The following is an 18,664-nucleotide window of genomic DNA, read 5'->3' as shown; positions in this document are numbered from 1 at the left end:
GTGGCGGCGAACGCGGCGACGCCCCGCCCCGCCCCGCCCGCCCCGCCCAGCCCCGCCACGTCCCGCCATGGAAGAGGTGTCCGGCCATACCACCCGCCCTCCCCCACTCCCGACGTCGCTCGCGCGCGGGCGCCTCCACCGCCCCCGGCCGGCTGCTGTCCGTGCTCGCCGTGTTCGACCACGAGCACCCGGCGCTGTGTCTGACGGACATCAGCCGCCGGGCCGGGCTGAGCCTGACCACCGCGCACCGGCTGGTGGGCGCGCTGACCGAGTGGGGCGCGCTGGAGCGGGACGAGTCGGGTGCCTACCACGTCGGACTGCGGCTGTGGGAGGTCGCCGCGCTCGCCCCGCGCGGTCTCGCGCTGCGGCAGGTCGCGCTGCCGTACCTGGAGGACCTGTACGAGGCGACGCACGAGAACGTGCAGCTGGCGGTGCGCGACGGAGACGAGGTCGTCTACACCGAGTGGCTGGCGGCGCGGTCGTCGGTCGGCGTGCACATCCGCGTCGGCGCCCGCTGGCCGCTGCACGCCACCGGGGTCGGGCTCGCCCTGCTCGCGCATGAGGGACCGGAGTTCCAGGAGGAGTACCGGGCCGGCCCGCTCGCCGCCTTCACCCCGTACACGATCACCGACCCGGCGCGGCTGCGCCGGGTGCTGGCCGGGGTGCGGCGCACCGGTGCGGCGGTGAGTGACCGTCAGATCACGGACGACGCCCTGTCGGTGGCCGCTCCGGTGCACGGGCGGGACGGCGCGGTGGTCGCCGCCGTGTCGGTCGTGGTACCGCACGCGGACGCCCAAGTGCCCACGCTGGTCCCGGCGGTGCGGCTGGCGGCACTCGGTATCTCACGGGCCCTGGGGTGGCGCCCGCCGGACGCGGTACGGCGGACTTCGTGAACGTCGACCGGTTCGGCTTCGGCCGCTGAGCGGCCAACGCCCCCGCTGGTGGGCGGAGGGACTCACGCGCCTGCGTGAACCCCTCCGGCATGATCGGGCGGGGACTCCCGGCGCAGCTCCGTCCGGAACGCCGCCGGGGTCTGGTCCGTGTGCTGCTGGAAGAACTTGGAGAAGTTCGCCGCGTCCGGGAAGCCGACCGCCGCGCCGACCCGGCCGATCGGCATGTCGGTGTGGGCGAGGAGCCGTCTGGCCTCCAGGACGACCCGCTTGTCGATGAATCCCTTGGGCGTCTCGCCGGTGGCGGCGCGTACCGCGCGGACGAGGGTGCGGCGGGAGTAGCCGAGCGCGTCGGCGTAGGCGCTGACGCTGTGGTTGGTGGCGAAGCCCCGCTCGACCGCGTCCCGGAAGAGGGTGAAGGCGTTGTCGCCCGGCGGGTCCGCCTGCCGCCGGCGTGCCTCCTCGGCGGAGCCGGCCGCGAGGTGCGCGAGACGCAGCAGGAACGCCGACAGCGTGTGGCGCAGTACGGCGGTGTGCAGGCTGAGCGGCAGGGTGGTGGCGTCCTCGTACTCGCGCCGCAGCTGGTCGAGGGCCGCCGTGAGCCCGGCGAGCCGTGCCTCGTCGGGGCGGAGCAGGGGCGGCAGGTCGTAGCGGTAGAGGCCGGTGGCCTCCACGGTGGCGCGGGGCAGGAAGCCGGGCTGCATGGTCAGCACCGTTCCGCGGTACTCGCTCCGCGGTGAGAAGCGGTGGACCTGTCCGGGCCGGATCCACAGCAGATCGCCGGCCGTCGCCTCGTACTCGGCGAAGTCGATCATGTGGCGGACCGGGCCGCCGGTGAAGAGCATGACGACGTGGAAGTCGATGCGGTGCACGCGGTGCAGCGGGGCCTGCGCGTGCCAGGTGCGGCCGGCGCCCATGGGACCGACCTGCATGCCGACGCCGAGGAGGCTGAGATCGACCGGGAAGGGAAAGGTTCTGATCCCGTCGCCGTCACCTTGGATGCTTTCGTCCGCCACGTCCGCCATGTCCTTCTCGTGCCGCCCCGCCCGCGCGCCCCCCGGCGCCGGGGCGTGTCCCAGTTTCACCACAGGCTGGCACACCACGACCTTCACTCCAAAAAGTCAGACTTTTAAGTTTGAACACGTCAGACCAGCTACTCCGCTTCGATCGAGGACTTCTTGAAGATGAGCACGCACACAGTGGACGGCGCGGACCGCTTCGAATGGACCGAACTCGACCGGCGTGCCGTCGACACCGCCCGGGTTCTCGCGGCCGACGCCGTACAGAAGGTCGGCAACGGCCACCCCGGCACGGCGATGGCCCTCGCCCCGGCGGCGTACACGATCTTTCAGAAGGTGATGCGGCACGACCCCGCGGACCCGGAGTGGACCGGCCGTGACCGCTTCGTCCTCTCCCCCGGTCACACCTCGCTGACCCTCTACACCCAGCTCTACCTCGCCGGGTACGAGCTGGAGCTGGACGACCTGAAGGCCTTCCGCACGCACGGTTCCAAGACGCCCGGCCACCCCGAGTACGGGCACACCGCCGGCGTGGAGACCACCACCGGCCCGCTCGGCCAGGGCGTCGCCAACGCGGTCGGCATGGCGATGGCGGCCCGCTACGAGCGCGGCCTGTTCGATCCCGGGGCGCCGACGGGTGAGTCCCCCTTCGACCACACCGTCTGGGCGATCGTCTCCGACGGCGACCTCCAGGAGGGCGTCTCCGCCGAGGCGTCGTCGATGGCCGGCCACCAGCGGCTCGGCAACCTCGTCCTCCTCTACGACGACAACCACATCTCCATCGAGGGCGACACCGCGACCGCGTTCTCCGAGGACGTGCTGAAGCGCTACGAGGCCTACGGCTGGCACGTGCAGCGCGTCGAGCCGGCCGAGAGCGGCGACGTCGACGTGCGCGCGCTGTACGCGGCCCTGACGGCGGCGAAGGCGGAGACCGGCCGCCCCTCCATCATCGCCATGCGCACGGTCATCGCCTGGCCCGCCCCGAACGCGCGGAACACCGAGGCCTCCCACGGCTCCGCCCTCGGCGAGGACGAGGTCGCCGCCACCAAGCGCGTCCTCGGCTTCGATCCGGAGCGGTCCTTCGAGGTCGCGGACGAGGTCCTCGCCCACACCCGCACGGCACTGGACCGGGGCGCCGAGGCGCACGCCGCCTGGGACAAGCGGATCGCCAAGTGGCGCGGTGACCAGCCGGAACGCGCCGGCCTGTTCGACCGCGTGGTCGCCGGTCGGCTGCCCGAGGGCTGGGAGGACACCCTGCCGGTGTTCGAGACCGGCAAGGCCGTCGCCACCCGCGCCGCCTCCGGCAAGGTGCTCCAGGCACTCGGCCCGGTACTGCCCGAGCTGTGGGGCGGCTCCGCCGACCTGGCCGGCTCGAACAACACCACCATCGACAAGACCAGCTCCTTCCTCCCCGAGGGCAACCCGCTGCCCCAGGCCGACCCGTACGGCCGCACCATCCACTTCGGCATCCGCGAGTTCTCGATGGCCGCGGAGATGAACGGCATCGCCCTGCACGGCAACACCCGCGTCTACGGCGGCACCTTCCTGGTGTTCTCCGACTACATGCGCAACGCCGTCCGCATGTCGGCCCTGATGCAGCTGCCGGTGACGTACGTGTGGACGCACGACTCCGTCGGCCTCGGTGAGGACGGCCCGACCCACCAGCCCGTCGAGCACCTCGCCGCGCTGCGCGCCATCCCCGGTCTGAACGTCGTCCGCCCGGCCGACGCCAACGAGACCGCCACCGCCTGGGCCGAGATCCTCAGGCGCCACTCCACCCACCCGGCCCCGCACGGCCTCGCCCTCACCCGTCAGGGCGTACCGACGTACGAGCCGAACCCGGACGCGGCGCGCGGCGGCTACGTCCTCGCCGACGCCTCCACCGGAGCCCCGGACGTCGTCCTGATCGCCACCGGCTCCGAGGTGCGGCTCGCCGTGGCCGCGCGGGAGGCGCTGGAAGCGGAGGGCACGCCCACCCGGGTGGTGTCGATGCCCTCGGTGGAGTGGTTCGACGAGCAGCCGCGCGAGTACCGCGAGAGCGTACTGCCGCCGTCCGTGCGGGCCCGGGTGGCCGTGGAGGCCGGTATCGGCCTGACCTGGCACCGGTTCACCGGGGACGCGGGCCGCATCGTCTCCCTGGAGCACTTCGGCGCCTCCGCCGACGCCACGACCCTGTTCGCCGAGTTCGGCTTCACCGCCGAGCACGTCGCCGCCGCCGCCAGGGAGTCCCTGGCAGCCGTCCGCGGCTGATCCCACCGGATCGGCCCACGGACGGATCCGACCGCAGAAAGAGAAGATGATCACTGTGACCGAAGCAGTCGCACCCGCGGCAGCACTCCGACGCCTGTCCGACGAGGGCGTCTCCATCTGGCTGGACGACCTGTCGCGGCGGCGGATCGAGTCCGGCAACCTCGCCGAGCTGATCGGGACGAGGAACATCGTCGGTGTCACCACGAACCCGTCGATCTTCCAGGCCGCCATCGGCTCGGGCGAGGGCTACGAGGAGCAGCTCGCCGACCTCGCGACCCGGGGCGTCACCGTCGACGAGGCGGTCCGCATGATGACCACCGCCGACGTCCGCGCCGCCGCCGACGTGCTGCGTGAGGTGTACGACGCCACCGGCGGCCGGGACGGCCGGGTCTCCATCGAGGTCGACCCTCGGCTCGCCCACGACACCCGGGCCACGATCGCCGAGGCCCGTCAGCTGGCCTGGCTGGTCGACCGCCCCAACGTGATGATCAAGATCCCGGCGACGAAGGCCGGTCTCCCGGCGATCACCGAGGTCGTCGGCGCCGGCATCAGCGTCAACGTCACGCTGATCTTCTCCCTGGAGCGCTACCGCGAGGTCATGGACGCCTACCTCGCCGGCCTGGAGAAGGCGCGGGCGGCCGGGCTCGACCTGTCGGGCATCCACTCCGTCGCCTCCTTCTTCGTCTCCCGCGTCGACAGCGAGATCGACAAGCGCCTGACGCTGCTGGGCACGGACGAGGCCCTCGCCCTGAAGGGGAAGGCGGCGCTGGCCAACGCGCGGCTGGCCTACGAGGCGTACGAGAACGTGTTCGGTTCCGCCGGCGTTCCGTCCCGGGCGGGCGACCGGTTCACCGCCCTGGCCGGGGCCCGCGCCAACCCCCAGCGCCCCCTGTGGGCGTCCACCGGGGTGAAGGACCCGGCATTCCGGGACACCCTGTACGTGGAGGAGCTGGTCGCTCCCGGCACCGTGAACACGATGCCGGAGGCCACCCTGGACGCCGCCGCCGACCACGGCGACGTGCGGGGCGACACGGTCACCGGTGGTTACGCCCAGGCCCGGGCCGACCTCGCGGCCGTGGAGCGGCTCGGCATCTCGTACGACGAGGTGGTGCAGCAGCTGGAGCAGGAGGGCGTGGCCAAGTTCGAGGTGGCCTGGCAGGACCTGCTCGACGCCGTGACGAAGTCCCTCGACAGCAAGGGAGTTGACGGGGAATGAGCGAGGACCTTCCCGCTACGACGGTCCACGAGACCAAGGCGACGAAGGAGGCCAAGGAGGCGCGGACGGCCCAGGAGGCCGCGGGACCGCCGCTCGCCGAGGACGCCGAGGAGTCCCGGGCCTCCGGGACGCCGAAGGCGCCGAAGGCGGCCGGGTCCGCCCGGACCGCCAGGAAGCCGCGCGCGGCCGGCGCCGCCAAGGGGGCGAAGGAGGCGGGCGCGGACGAGAAGGCCGTCGCGCCCGTCGCGCCCCTCGACTGGAGCAACCCCCTGCGCGATCCCCAGGACCGCCGCCTCCCCCGTATCGCGGGCCCGTCCGGACTGGTCATCTTCGGTGTCACCGGAGACCTGTCCCGCCGCAAGCTGATGCCGGCCGTCTACGACCTGGCCAACCGCGGCCTGCTGCCGCCGGGCTTCTCCCTGGTCGGCTTCGCCCGCCGGGACTGGGAGAACCAGGACTTCGCCGAGGTCGTGCACGACGCCGTCAAGGAGCACGCGCGCACGCCGTTCCGCGAGGAGGTCTGGCAGCAGCTCGCCGAGGGCATGCGCTTCATCCCCGGCGACTTCGACGACGACAACGCGTTCGAAGAGCTGCGCAGGGCCGTCGAGGAGCTGGACACCTCCCGCGGCACCAGCGGCAACTACGCCTTCTACCTCTCGGTGCCGCCGAAGTTCTTCCCGAAGGTCGTCCAGCAGCTCAAGAAGCACGGGCTGACCGACGCCCCGGACGGCTCCTGGCGCCGGGCGGTGATCGAGAAGCCGTTCGGGCACGACCTCGGCAGCGCCCGCGACCTGAACGCGCTCGTGCACGAGGTCTTCGACCCGGAGCAGGTCTTCCGCATCGACCACTACCTGGGCAAGGAGACCGTCCAGAACATCCTGGCGCTGCGCTTCGCCAACCAGATGTACGAGCCGATCTGGAACCGGTCGTACGTCGACCACGTCCAGATCACCATGGCCGAGGACATCGGCATCGGCGGCCGGGCCGGCTACTACGACGGCATCGGCGCCGCCCGCGACGTCATCCAGAACCACCTGCTCCAGCTGATGGCGCTCACCGCCATGGAGGAACCCGCCTCCTTCGACGCGGCGTCGCTGCTCACCGAGAAGCTGAAGGTGCTGCGGGCGGTGCGGCTGCCGGACGAACTCGGCGAGCACACCGTGCGCGCGCAGTACGCGGGCGGCTGGCAGGGCGGCGCGCAGGTCCCCGGCTACCTGGAGGAGGAGGGCATCGACCCGGCCTCCGCGACCGACACGTACGCGGCGATCAAGCTGGGGATCGACAACCGCCGCTGGGCGGGCGTCCCCTTCTACCTGCGCACCGGCAAGCGCCTCGGCCGCCGGGTCACCGAGATCGCGGTCGTCTTCCAGCGGGCCCCGCACTCCCCCTTCGACTCCACCGCGACGGAGGAGCTGGGCGAGAACGCGATCGTCATCCGCGTCCAGCCCGACGAGGGCATGACGGTGCGGTTCGGCTCCAAGGTGCCGGGCACGTCGATGGAGATCCGGGACGTGTCCATGGACTTCGCGTACGGCGAGTCCTTCACGGAGTCCAGCCCCGAGGCGTACGAACGCCTCATCCTGGACGTGCTGCTGGGCGACGCCAACCTGTTCCCCCGCCACCAGGAGGTGGAGGAGTCCTGGCGGATCCTCGACCCGATCGAGGAGTACTGGGCCACGCACGAGCGGCCCGCGCGGTACGCCTCGGGCAGCTGGGGGCCGCGGGAAGCCGACGAGATGCTCGCACGAGACGGACGGAGCTGGCGCAGGCCATGAGGATCGACCTGACCGACACCACGGCAAGCAAGATCAACAAGGCGCTGGTGCAGGGCCGCCGGGCCATCGGCACACCGGCCGTGGGCATGGTGCTCACACTGGTGATCGTCACGGACGAGGAGAACGCCTACGACGCGCTCAAGGCCGGAGAGGAGGCCTCGCACGAGCACCCCTCGCGCACCCTGGTCGTCATCAAGCGGCACCCCCGCAACCTGCGCGACCGCACCCGCTCGCACCTCGACGCCGACGTCCGGGTGGGATCCGAGGCGGGCACCGGCGAGACGGTCGTGCTGCGCATGTACGGCGAGGTGTCCGAGCACGCCGACTCGGTCGTGCTGCCGCTGCTGCTGCCGGACGCCCCGGTCGTCGTGTGGTGGCCGGTGGACGCGCCCGACAATCCCGCGAAGGACCCGCTGGGCGCGCTGGCCAAGCGCCGCATCACCGACCTGTACGCGGCCGAGCGGCCGATGGAGGTCCTGGAGCGCCGGGTCCGCTCCTACGCGCCCGGCGACACCGACCTCGCCTGGACCCGGCTGACGCTGTGGCGGTCCATGCTGGCCGCCGCCCTGGACCAGGCCCGGGTACCGGTGACCTCGGCGACGGTGGAGGCCGAGCCCGAGAACCCGGCCGCGGAGCTGCTGGCCCGCTGGCTGGAGGCCCGGCTGCACGTGCGGGTCGACCGGGTGATCACCGACGGACCGGTCGTCACCGCCGTCCGACTGGGCACCGCGAACGGCGAGATCGTCATCGACCGGCCGGAGGGCCCGCTCGCCACCATGACCCTGCCCGACCAGCCCCCGCGCTCCCTCGCGCTGAAGGTGCGCCCCACCTCCGAACTCATCGCCGAGGAGCTCAGGCGCCTCGACGCGGACGAGATGTACGCCGTCGCCCTGCGCGGCGAGGCCGGCAAGGAGACCCCTGTTCATGTCTGACCCCAAGTCCGACTCCACGCCCGACTCCCCGAAGCTCACCCGGCGGCCGGAGTGGGCCGCGCTGGCGGACCACCGCGCGGACGCCCTCCAGCGGCCGGACATCGGCGAACTGTTCGCCTCCGACCCCGGCCGGGCGGAGCGCTACGTCGTGCGCGTCGGCGACCTGCGCATCGACTACTCCAAGCACCTGGTCACCGACGAGACGCTGACCCTGTTGCGGGAACTGGCCTCCGTCACCGGCGTGTTCGAGCTGCGCGACGCCATGTTCCGCGGCGAGCGGATCAACATCACCGAGGACCGGGCGGTGCTGCACACCGCGCTGCGCGCCCCGCGCGACGCGGTGATCGAGGTCGACGGCGAGAACGTCGTGCCCAAGGTGCACGCCGTGCTGGACCGGATGACCGACTTCGCGAACCGGGTCCGCTCCGGTGAGTGGACCGGGTACACCGGCAAGCGGATCCGCAACGTCGTCAACATCGGCATCGGCGGCTCCGACCTCGGTCCGGCCATGGCGTACGACGCGCTGCGCGCCTTCACCGACCGCTCGCTCACGTTCCGCTTCGTGTCCAACGTGGACGGCGCCGACCTGCACGAGGCGGTCCGGGACCTGGACCCGGCGGAAACCCTGTTCATCGTGGCGTCCAAGACGTTCACCACGATCGAGACGATCACGAACGCGACCTCGGCGCGCTCGTGGCTGCTGGCGGGACTGGACGGTGCCGCGAAGGGCGACGAGAAGGCGGTCGCCCGGCACTTCGTGGCCCTGTCGACGAACGCGGAGAAGGTCGCCGGCTTCGGCATCGACACGGCCAACATGTTCGAGTTCTGGGACTGGGTCGGCGGCCGGTACTCGTACGACTCGGCGATCGGCCTCTCCCTGATGATCGCCATCGGCCCCGACCGCTTCCGGGAGATGCTCGACGGCTTCCGCATCGTCGACGAGCACTTCCACAACGCCGAGGCCCCGGCCAACGCGCCGCTGATCCTGGGCCTGCTGGGCGTCTGGTACGACAACTTCTTCGACGCCCAGTCGCACGCGGTCCTGCCGTACAGCCACTACCTGTCGAAGTTCACGGCTTACCTCCAGCAGCTCGACATGGAGTCCAACGGCAAGTCGGTCGACCGCGACGGACGCCCGGTGGAGTGGGAGACCGGCCCGGTGGTCTGGGGCACGCCGGGCACCAACGGGCAGCACGCGTACTACCAGTTGATCCACCAGGGCACCAAGCTCATTCCGGCCGACCTGATCGGTTTCGCCCGGCCCGTCGCCGAGCTGAGCGACGAGCTGAAGGCGCAGCACGACCTGTTGATGGCCAACCTGTTCGCCCAGGGGCAGGCGCTGGCCTTCGGCAAGAGCGCCGAGGAGGTCCGGGCGGAGGGCGTGCCCGAGGAGCAGGTCCCGCACCGCACCTTCCAGGGCAACCACCCCACCACGACCGTCCTGGCCACCGAGCTGACCCCGTCCGTCCTCGGCCAGCTGATCGCGCTGTACGAGCACAAGGTGTTCGTCCAGGGCGCGATCTGGAACATCGACTCGTTCGACCAGTGGGGCGTGGAGCTCGGCAAGGTGCTGGCCAAGCGCGTCGAGCCCGCCCTCACCCGGGGCGCTGACGTGCCCGGCCTCGATCCGTCCACGGCCGCGCTGGTGGCCGCCTACCGTGAACTGAAGGAAGTGCACTGACATGCAGATCGGTCTTGTTGGTCTCGGCAAGATGGGCGGCAACATGCGCGAGCGCCTGCGCAACGCCGGCCACACCGTCGTCGGGTACGACACCAATCCGGAGAAGGCCGACGTCAGCAGTCTGGTCGACCTCGTCGACCAGCTGGAGCGGCCGCGCGCGGTGTGGGTGATGGTCCCGGCCGGCGCCGCGACCCAGCACGTCATCGACCAGCTGGGGACGCTGCTCAAGCCCGGCGACACCGTCATCGACGGCGGCAACTCCCGCTGGACGGACGACGAGAAGCACGCCGAGGAGCTGGGCAAGCGCGACATCAACTTCGTCGACGCGGGCGTCTCCGGCGGTGTGTGGGGCCTGAAGAACGGCTACGCACTGATGGTCGGCGGTGAGAAGGAGACCGTCGACGACCTCAAGCCGATCTTCGACGCGCTCAAGCCCGAGGGCCCCTACGGCTACGTCCACGCCGGCAAGGTCGGCGCCGGGCACTTCTCCAAGATGGTCCACAACGGCATCGAGTACGCCATGATGCAGGCGTACGCGGAGGGCTGGGAGCTGCTGGAAAAGGTCGACTCCGTGGACAACGTCCGCGAGGTCTTCCGCTCCTGGCAGGAGGGCACCGTCATCCGTTCCTGGCTCCTCGACCTGGCCGTCAACGCCCTCGACGAGGACCACCACCTGGACAAGCTGCGCGGCTACGCGGAGGACTCCGGCGAGGGCCGCTGGACCGTGGAGGCGGCCATCGACAACGCGGTACCGCTGCCCGCGATCACGGCCTCCCTCTTCGCGCGGTTCGCGTCCCGGCAGGACGACTCGCCGCAGATGAAGATGATCGCCGCGCTGCGCAACCAGTTCGGCGGGCACGCCGTGGAGTCGGCCGAGAAGCAGTAGGGACGTGGCGGTAACACGTTGACGTGACCGGCCGGTTCGGGTCAGAGTCCCCGCGATGGAGATCAACGACCTGACACCGGCCGAGGCACGCGTATGGCGGGCGTTCGCCACGGGCGCCGCCGTGGACTTCCGCGCCGCCGACGACGAGGACCCGGCCGAAGGCGGTGCCTGGGGGCCCGAACGGACCGTTCGCGCGGCCGTGTTGCGGGCGCTGCTCCTGGACGGCCCCCGGGAGGGCGGCGAGGTGGCCGCGCTGAACCTGGCGGGAGCGCGCGTCACCGGGCCGCTGGAACTCCAGTACGCGACGGTCGACCACCCCGTGCGGCTGCGGCACTGCCACTTCGACGACGTACCGAGGCTGTTCGCGGCGCGACTGCGCGACGTGAACCTGAGCGAGTCGGTGCTGCCCGGGCTGATCGCGCACGCGCTTCGGGTGGAGGGCGTGCTGCGGTTGACCCGCGCCCGGTTCGGCGGGATGGTGCGGCTCGGCGGCGCGGAGATCACCAGCAGCCTCTACCTGGAGAGCACGGAGATCCACGCGCCGGACACCGAGGAGCCGGTGCTCCAGCTGAACCAGGCGGTGCTGGGCGCCGACCTGTGGGCGCCGGGGCTCCGGGCGCGGGGCACGGTGCGGCTCGACGGCGCCCGGGTGGCCGGGACGGTCAACCTCACCGACGCGGTACTCGACCGGCCGGACGGCACCGCCCTGCAGGCCGAGACGCTCGCGGCCGAGGCCGACGTGCTCCTGCGTCGCGCCCGGGTGCGGGGCCGGCTGGAGTTCCGCGGCGCGCGCGTACCCGGCCGGCTGGACCTGTCGCAGGCGAGCCTGGCCAATCCCGCGGGGACCGCGCTGCGCGCGAGCAGTTGCGTGATCGGTGAACTGTGGCTGCGCCAGTGCCCGAGAGTGGAGGGCACCCTCAATCTGCGCCGCTCCCAGGTGGACGTGCTGTTCGTGGAACCGGAGGCGATACCGCGCTGGGTCCAGCTGAACGACCTCACCTACACGTCGCTCATCCCGCACGAGCCCGCCGAGAGGCGACTGCCGATGCTGGAGATGGGCGACAGCTACCTCCCCTTCGTCTACGAGCAGTTGACCGCCGCGTACCGCAGGATCGGTGACGACGACGCGGCCCGTAGGGTCCAGCTCGCCAAGCAGCGGCGGCACCGGCGGACCCTGCCCTGGTACGGCCGGCTGTGGGGGCATCTCCAGGACGTCACGGTCGGGTACGGCTTCCGGCCGCTGCGCGCGGGCGGCTGGCTGCTGTCGCTTCTCGCGGTCGGCTCGGTCGCGTACGGACTGGACCACCCGCCGCCGCTCAAGCCCGCCGAGTCCCCCGACTTCGACCCGGTGTTCTACACGCTGGACCTGCTGCTGCCCGTGATCTCCTTCGGCCAGGAGAACGCCTTCGCCCCCGAGGGCGGCCACCAGACGCTGTCCTACGTCCTGATCATCACGGGCTGGATCCTGGCCACCACGGTGATCACCGGTCTGACCCGCACCGTCAGCCGCCAGTGAATCCCCGCACCGCGTGCTGCGCGGCCAGCCGGACGGGCGCGTTGGCCGCGCCGTAGCCGCGGTAGCCGCCGTCGCGCTGGACGAGTTCGAAGAAGACCCGGCCGACGGTGTGCGTGTAGCAGTGCCGGAAGGTGCCGTGCGCGTCGCGGTCGTAGAGGATGCCCAGCTCCCGGTACGTCTCCAGCTCGCCGTCGGCGAACTCGAAGCGGGCCGCGAGGTCGTCGTAGTAGTTGGCGGGGATCGGCAGCAGGCTCCCGCCCGCCGTCCGGAAACGGCGGGCGGCTGCGACCACGTCGTCGGTGGCCAGGGCGATGTGCTGGGCGTGCGCGGTGTCGTCGGTGGGTGCCGCGCCGACGGTCAGGACGATACGGACCCCGCCGTCGTCGGTGGTGACGGCGCGGCTGCGCAGCAGGCCGTAGGGGTCGGCGACGTCCACGCTCTCCTGCGGGCGCAGCCCGAGGACGCTGCGGTGGAAGAGCGCCGCCTCGTCGAACTGGTGCCAGGGCTGGGTGAGGGACAGGTGGTCGACGCGCCAGGGCTCTCCCTCGTACGAGAGGTGCGAGGGGTGCGAGGGGTCCGAGGGGTGCGCGGGATCCGGGGGGTCCGAGGGGTGCGCGAGGTCCTCGAAGTCCGCCCGCCAGTCGGGCGGTCCGGGGCGCCCGGTGGCGCAGAAGAACAGCTCCGTGCCGTCGGGCGCGGCGACCGCCTCCAGTGCCGCGTCCCCGGGCGCGCGGCGGCGGGGCAGCACCGGAGCCAGCAGGGCCTCGGCGCGGCGGGCCGCCCCGGCGGGGTCGGGCGACTCCAGGCCGACGGCGGCCAGCCGGGTGCCGTCGCGGCGTTCGGCCGGTCCGGTGTTGACCAGGAGGCGGGCGTCGCCGCGCTGCCACAGGTCGACGGGTTTGCCGCGGTGGCGTGCGGTCCGGGCGAAGCCCAGCGCGCCGAGCACGGCACAGACGGGTGCGGCGTCCGGCGTGACCAGCTCGGCGAAGGCGACCCCGGTGGGCGGGGCGGGTGCGGGCGGCGCGGCGAGCCCGACCGTCTCCTGAAGCAGCAGCAGGGAGCGCTGGGCGTCCACGGCCGTGGGGCCGGCCTCGGACTGCCGGAAGACGTCGTTGAAGACCTCCAGGGACAGTGGACCGTCGTACCCGGCACGAAGTACGCGCCGCAGCAGCCCGGCGACGTCGAAGCCGCCCTGGCCGGGGAAGCAGCGGTAGTGGCGGCTCCACTGGAGGACGTCCATCGCGAGCAGCGGGGCGTCGGCGAGCTGGAGGAAGAAGATCTTGTCACCGGGGATGGCCGCGATCCCTTCGAGGTCCCCGGGTTCGCCGCCGCGCGAGAGGATGTGGAAGCTGTCCAGGCAGGTGCCGAGCGCGGGGTGGCCGGCGCTCTCGACGACGCGCCAGGCGTGGTCGTACGTGCTGATGTGCCGGCCCCAGGCGAGCGCCTCGTAGGCGACGCGGACTCCGTGGTCCTCGGCCAGGCCGGCGAGCCGGCTCAGCTGCTCGGCGGCCAGCGCGTCGTCGTCCACGGCGTGCGGGGAGACACTGGAGCACACCAGGACGGTGTCCGCGCCGAGCCTGCGCATCAGCTCGAACTTGTGCCGGGCGCGGCGCAGCGCGCGGGCGTACTCGTCCTCGGGCAGCGCCTCCATGTCCCGCATGGGCTGGTAGAGGTCGATGGTGAGTCCGAGGTCGGCGCAGCGGGCGCGGATCTCCTCGGGGGCCAGGGGGCTGGCCAGCAGGTCGTTCTCGAAGATCTCCACGCCGTCGAAGCCGGCCAGGGAGGCGGCCGTGAGCTTCTCGGTGAGGGATCCGCTGAGGGAGACGGTGGCGATGGACGTCCGCACGTGGCTACCTCTTTCCTACTGCGGGGCCCCGAGGGCGCCCGCCAGGTCGGTGATGTCGGCGAGCATCCGCACGGCGTCGGGTTCCCGCCCGGTGAACAGCCGGAACGCGTCCACGGCCTGGAAGACGGCCATGCCGCCGCCGTCGAGCGTGGCGCAGCCCAGCGCGCGGGCGGTGCGCAGCAGCTCGGTCTCCAGCGGGCGGTAGACGACCTCGGCGATCCACAGCCCGGGGTGGAGCCGGGCGGCGGGCAGGGGCAGCCCGGGGTGTGCGGCCATGCCGGTGGGGGTGGCGTGCACGATGCCGTCGGCCGTGGTCAGCAGCGCGGGCAGCCGGTCCGGCGTGGCGTGTGCGGCGCGGCCGTCGCCGAAGTGCCGGTTCAGCTGGGCGGCGAGTGCGGCGGCCCGCTCGGGCAGGGCGTCGACGAGGGTGATCCGTCCGGCGCCCAGGGTGAGTGTGGCGTGGGCGACGGCCGCGCCCGCGCCACCGGCGCCGAGCTGCACGATCCGGTCCAGCGGCGCGTCGGGCAGCCCTCGGGCGAAGGAGGCGGCGAAGCCGGTGACATCGGTGTTGTGGCCGGTGGCCCGGCCGTCCTCGTCGAAGACGACGGTGTTGACCGCGCCGAGCGCCTCGGCCTGCGGGGCGAGGGCGTCCAGGTGCTCGATGACGAGCTGCTTGCACGGGTGGGTGATGTTCAGCCCGTCGAAGCCCAGGTCCCGGGCCGCGCGCAGCAGGTCGCCCACCGCCTCGGGAGGGACACCGAGGGCGTCGATGTCGATCAGCCGGTACAGGTAGCGCAGACCCTGTCGGGCGGCCTCCCGTTCGTGCAGTGCCGGGCTGAGCGACGGGCCGATGCCGGAGCCGATCAGCCCGACGAGATACGAGTCCTTGGCCACCGGGGACCTCCTGAGCGGCTCGGGCTGTTGCCCGAGCGACCAATGTACGAACCAGTACGTTAGTCATAGCAGGAGGTCGGGGCGGGTGGGAAGGCGGAGGCTTCTAGAATCACCGGCACGCCCTCAGCCGGCGCCCTCGCCCCACGCCCGCCCCGCGCCCGCCCCGCAGTCGAAGGAACCCGATGACCAGCGTCGACGAACCGGCACGATCCGCCACGCGCACCCGCGACGCCGCCCGCACCCGGGCCGAGATCCTCGACGTGGCGACGCGGGAGTTCGCCCGGGCCGGCTACGACGGGGCCCGCGTCGACGAGATCGCAGCCCGCACCCGCACCACGAAGCGCATGATCTACTACTACTTCGGCGGCAAGGAGCAGCTGTTCACGGCCGTGCTGGAGCGGGCGTACGGCGTGATCCGGGAGGCCGAGCAGCAGCTCGACGTCGAGCATCTGGACCCGGTGGCGGCCATCCGGCGCCTCGCCGAGGTGACCTTCGACCACCACGAGCGGCACCCCGACTTCATCCGCCTGGTGAGCATCGAGAACATCCACGACGCCGAGCACATCGCGTCGTCGGAGATGCTGGCCAGCATCGGTTCCCCGGCGCTCGACGTGATCCGCCGGATCCTGGAGGACGGGCAGCGGTCCGGCCTGTTCACGGCCGACGTCGACGCCGTCGACCTGCACGCGATGATCAGCTCCTTCTGCTTCTTCCGGGTCGCCAACCGGCACACCTTCGGCGCCCTGTTCGGGCGCGACCTGGTCGCGCCCGAACAGCGCGAGCACTACCGGACCATGCTCGGTGACATGGTGATCGCCTACCTGACGGCGGAGCGCGCGGGGGGCTGAGCGGTCCGGCTCCGGAGCGGCGGGACCTCTTGACACACAGGAGACGTGCGCGCAACATCCCTTCCCAACCGCGACTAACTACCCAGTGGGTTAATTAGCCGATCGGCACCTCTCCCCGCCGCTCACTCCGCCTACCGTGGAGTCCCCCGAAGGAGCAACGCCGTGTCCGTCCCCGCCCCCGCGTCCCCGGGCGCCGCCCCGCCCGGCCAGCCGAAGAAGGCCGCGACCGCCGCCTGGATCGGCAGCGCGCTGGAGTACTACGACTTCTTCATCTACGGCAGCGCCGCCGCGCTGATCTTCCCCGAGGTGTTCTTCGACGAGTCCGACCCGGCCACCGCGACCCTGCTGTCGCTGGCCACGTTCGGCGTCGCGTACGCCGCCCGCCCGGTCGGCGCCCTCTTCCTCGGTCACGTCGGCGACCGCATGGGCCGCAAGAAGATCATGGTCTTCACGCTGATCCTGATGGGTGTGTCGACGTTCCTCATCGGCTGTCTGCCCACGCGCGACCAGGTCGGCACCCTCGCCCCGGTCCTGCTGGTGCTGTGCCGCGTCCTCCAGGGCATATCGGCGGCCGGCGAGCAGGCCAGCGCCAACTCCATGACCCTGGAACACGCGCCACCGCACAAACGCGGCTTCTTCACCAGCTTCACCCTCAGCGGCACCCAGGGCGGGCAACTGCTCGCCACCCTGGTCTTCCTCCCCGTCGCCGCGCTCCCCGAGGACCAGCTGCTGACCTGGGGCTGGCGCGTGCCGTTCTGGCTGAGCGTCGTGGTCGCCGTCGTCGGCTACGTCATCCGGCGCAAGCTGGACGAGACACCGGCCTTCACGCAGCAGACCGCCACGGAGGGCGTCGTGAAGATGCCGCTGGCCGTGCTGGCGCGCGACCACTGGGCGGACGTACTGCGGGTCGTCGCGGGCGCGCTGATCGCCTCGGTCAGCACCATCTTCACGGTCTGGGCGCTGGCGTACGCCACCAGCGACTCGGTCGGCATGTCCCGTACGGCCATGCTGTGGGTGGGCGCCCTCGCCAACGTCGTCGCGCTCGCCGCGATCCCCCTGTGGGCGATGCTGTCCGACCGTATCGGCCGGCGCCCGGTGTTCCTGATCGGCGCGGTGGGCAGCGCGGTGACGATGTTCCTGTACCTGTGGGCGATCTCGACCGGCTCGTACGCGCTGACGTTCCTGACCGGCATCGTCGCCTTCGGTGTCGTCTACAGCGCCGCGAACGGCGTGTGGCCCGCCTTCTACGGCGAGATGTTCTCCACCCGGGTCCGGCTGTCCGGCGTGGCGATCGGTACGCAGATCGGCTTCGCGGTGGCCGGGTTCGCGGTGACCTTCGCCGCGCGGATCGCCGGTCCGGACGGCGACGACTGGGTCGCGGTCGCCCTGTTCACGGCCGCGCTGTGCGTCCCGCCGGTGATCGCCGCGCTCTCGGCCCGGGAGACCCACAAGGTCCCGACGGAGGAACTCGGCGAACGGGCCCGACGGGAGACGGCGCGGTCCGAGACGGAGACGGTGACGGCCTGACGCCCTCCCGCTCCGCTCCCCTCCCGCTCCCCTCCCGCTCCCCGCCTCCTCCCCAGACGTGACCAGGTCTGAAGTCGCGTGCGCGGGGTAGGCCGGACGCACCTCGACGAACGACCAAGGAGGGCGATGGGGATGGCACCGCTGCGGCAGGAGGTCGACGCGGGTGCGGCCGGGCTGGATCCGCGGGCGCTGGACCGGCTCGACCTGCACTTCGCCCGGCAGGTCGACGAGGGGCGGCTGCCCGGGTTCCTGGTGGCCGTCGCCCGTGGCGGGCGGGTCGCCCATCTGACCGTGCACGGCCGGCGGGACGTCGCGGCCGGGCTGCCCGTCACGGCCGACACGCTGTGGCGGATCTACTCCATGACCAAGCCGGTGACGGCCGTGGCCGTGCTGGTGCTCATGGAGGAGGGACGGCTGTCGCTCGACGACCCGGTGGACCGGTACCTGCCGGCGTTCGCCGAGCCGCGGGTGTACGTGGAAGGGACCGGGGACGAGGTCGTCACCCGGCCGGCCGCCGGGCCGGTCCTCCTGCGGCACCTGATGACCCACACCGCCGGGCTGACCTTCGGCTTCTACCAGGCCCATCCCGTCGACGAGCTGTACCGCGCGGCCGGTCTGCGGTCCTCGGTGCGGGCGGGTGCGGGGCTGGCCGAGACGGTCGACCTGTACGCGAGCCTGCCGTTGCAGTTCGACCCGGGCACGCAGTGGAACTACTCGGTGGCCAGCAACGTGCTCGGGCGGCTGGTGGAGGTGGTGTCCGGGCAGCCGCTCGACGTGTTCTGCGCCGAGCGGATCCTCGGGCCGCTCGGCATGGCGGACACCGGTTTCCACGTCACCGACGAGCAGGCCGGCCGGCTGGCCGAGCTGTACGGCGAGACGGACGGCGGCGGCATCGAGCCGGCCCCCGGGCTGCCGCTGCGGGGCGGCCGGCCGCGGTTCCTGTCGGGCAGCGGCGGTCTGGTCTCCTCGGCATACGACGTGCACCGCTTCGCGGAACTGCTGCGACGCCGGGGCGAACTGGACGGCGTACGCCTGCTCGCACCCTCGACGGTGGACCTCATGACCCGCAACCACCTGCCCGGCGGCGCCGACCTGCGCGCCTACGGCAGCCGACCCGCGCACGACGAGCCCGGCAACGACGGTGTCGGCTTCGGTCTCGGCGTCTCCGTGGTGACCGACCCCGCCCGTACCCAGGCGCCCTCCGGGCTCGGCACGTACGGCTGGAGCGGGGTGGCGACGACGACCTTCTGGGTCGACCCGGGCCGTGACCTGACGGTGCAGTTCATGACCCAGGTACGGCCGAAGTCCTCGCACACGGTCTACCCGGACCTCAAACGGCTCGTGCACGAGGCCGTCCTGGACTGACCGGGGCCGGTACCGCCGC

Annotated in this window: 14 protein-coding genes; 11 read left to right on the top strand and 3 right to left on the bottom strand. The window is 72.2% G+C overall.

Annotated elements, in window-relative coordinates; all coding sequences use genetic code 11:
* The first annotated feature begins 86 nt into the window (after positions 1-86).
* Positions 87-893: an IclR family transcriptional regulator gene (locus QC283_RS12275; RefSeq protein WP_279561488.1), complete on the top strand. Its 807-nt coding sequence runs from the start codon at positions 87-89 to the stop codon at positions 891-893.
* A gap of 62 nt (positions 894-955) precedes the next feature.
* Here QC283_RS12275 and QC283_RS12270 read toward each other — a convergent pair whose 3' ends face one another.
* On the bottom strand, positions 956-1,915 hold the full coding sequence (locus tag QC283_RS12270; protein WP_279561487.1) for a helix-turn-helix transcriptional regulator: 960 nt from the start codon (positions 1,913-1,915) through the stop codon (positions 956-958).
* A gap of 159 nt (positions 1,916-2,074) precedes the next feature.
* Between QC283_RS12270 and tkt the strand changes: the two genes are divergently transcribed.
* From tkt to QC283_RS12235, 7 genes are read left to right on the top strand one after another with little or no spacing between them, the layout of a single operon-like run.
* Positions 2,075-4,159, top strand: a complete 2,085-nt coding sequence (tkt, locus tag QC283_RS12265; RefSeq protein WP_279561472.1) for a transketolase — start codon at positions 2,075-2,077, stop codon at positions 4,157-4,159.
* A 46-nt stretch (positions 4,160-4,205) separates the two neighbouring features.
* Complete coding sequence (tal, locus tag QC283_RS12260) at positions 4,206-5,375, top strand: transaldolase (RefSeq protein ID WP_279561471.1); 1,170 nt, start codon at positions 4,206-4,208, stop codon at positions 5,373-5,375.
* Positions 5,372-7,150: a glucose-6-phosphate dehydrogenase gene (gene zwf, locus QC283_RS12255; RefSeq protein WP_279561470.1), complete on the top strand. Its 1,779-nt coding sequence runs from the start codon at positions 5,372-5,374 to the stop codon at positions 7,148-7,150. Before tal ends, zwf begins: the two co-directional genes overlap by 4 nt.
* The gene (gene opcA / locus QC283_RS12250; RefSeq protein ID WP_279561469.1) at positions 7,147-8,082 is read left to right on the top strand and encodes a glucose-6-phosphate dehydrogenase assembly protein OpcA; all 936 of its coding nucleotides are present in this window, start codon (positions 7,147-7,149) and stop codon (positions 8,080-8,082) included. Before zwf ends, opcA begins: the two co-directional genes overlap by 4 nt.
* Positions 8,075-9,763, top strand: a complete 1,689-nt coding sequence (gene pgi / locus QC283_RS12245) for a glucose-6-phosphate isomerase (RefSeq protein WP_279561468.1) — start codon at positions 8,075-8,077, stop codon at positions 9,761-9,763. Before opcA ends, pgi begins: the two co-directional genes overlap by 8 nt.
* 1 nt (position 9,764) lies before the next feature.
* Positions 9,765-10,649 carry a phosphogluconate dehydrogenase (NAD(+)-dependent, decarboxylating) gene (gene gnd, locus QC283_RS12240; protein ID WP_279561467.1) on the top strand — a complete coding sequence of 295 codons (885 nt, stop codon included), beginning with the start codon at positions 9,765-9,767 and terminating at the stop codon, positions 10,647-10,649.
* A gap of 55 nt (positions 10,650-10,704) precedes the next feature.
* Positions 10,705-12,165 carry a membrane-associated oxidoreductase gene (locus tag QC283_RS12235; RefSeq protein ID WP_279561466.1) on the top strand — a complete coding sequence of 487 codons (1,461 nt, stop codon included), beginning with the start codon at positions 10,705-10,707 and terminating at the stop codon, positions 12,163-12,165.
* Here QC283_RS12235 and QC283_RS12230 read toward each other — a convergent pair.
* Both QC283_RS12230 and QC283_RS12225 read right to left on the bottom strand, forming a co-directional pair.
* Positions 12,152-14,011, bottom strand: a complete 1,860-nt coding sequence (locus QC283_RS12230) for a bifunctional sugar phosphate isomerase/epimerase/4-hydroxyphenylpyruvate dioxygenase family protein (protein WP_279561465.1) — start codon at positions 14,009-14,011, stop codon at positions 12,152-12,154. The genes QC283_RS12235 and QC283_RS12230 overlap by 14 nt on opposite strands.
* A gap of 15 nt (positions 14,012-14,026) precedes the next feature.
* A complete protein-coding gene (locus tag QC283_RS12225; RefSeq protein WP_279561464.1) occupies positions 14,027-14,905 on the bottom strand; it encodes a shikimate dehydrogenase in 879 nt (292 codons plus the stop codon).
* A 182-nt stretch (positions 14,906-15,087) separates the two neighbouring features.
* Here QC283_RS12225 and QC283_RS12220 point away from each other — a divergent pair, with 182 nt between their 5' ends.
* The 3 genes from QC283_RS12220 to QC283_RS12210 all read left to right on the top strand — a co-directional run bounded on the left by QC283_RS12220 (position 15,088) and on the right by QC283_RS12210 (position 18,645).
* Entirely contained in the window at positions 15,088-15,753 is a 666-nt protein-coding gene (locus QC283_RS12220; RefSeq protein WP_279561463.1) for a TetR/AcrR family transcriptional regulator, read from the top strand.
* Between the two features lie 162 nt (positions 15,754-15,915).
* A complete protein-coding gene (locus QC283_RS12215; protein WP_279561462.1) occupies positions 15,916-17,280 on the top strand; it encodes an MFS transporter in 1,365 nt (454 codons plus the stop codon).
* A 132-nt stretch (positions 17,281-17,412) separates the two neighbouring features.
* Positions 17,413-18,645, top strand: a complete 1,233-nt coding sequence (locus QC283_RS12210) for a serine hydrolase domain-containing protein (protein ID WP_279561486.1) — start codon at positions 17,413-17,415, stop codon at positions 18,643-18,645.
* The last annotated feature ends 19 nt before the right edge of the window (positions 18,646-18,664 follow it).

Origin of the sequence: Streptomyces sp. DH41, from assembly GCF_029813785.1 — a bacterium.
In the GTDB taxonomy this organism is placed as follows: domain Bacteria; phylum Actinomycetota; class Actinomycetes; order Streptomycetales; family Streptomycetaceae; genus Streptomyces.
Note: the sequence above shows the minus strand (reverse complement) of the source record. Positions and strands in the feature narration are given on the sequence as shown.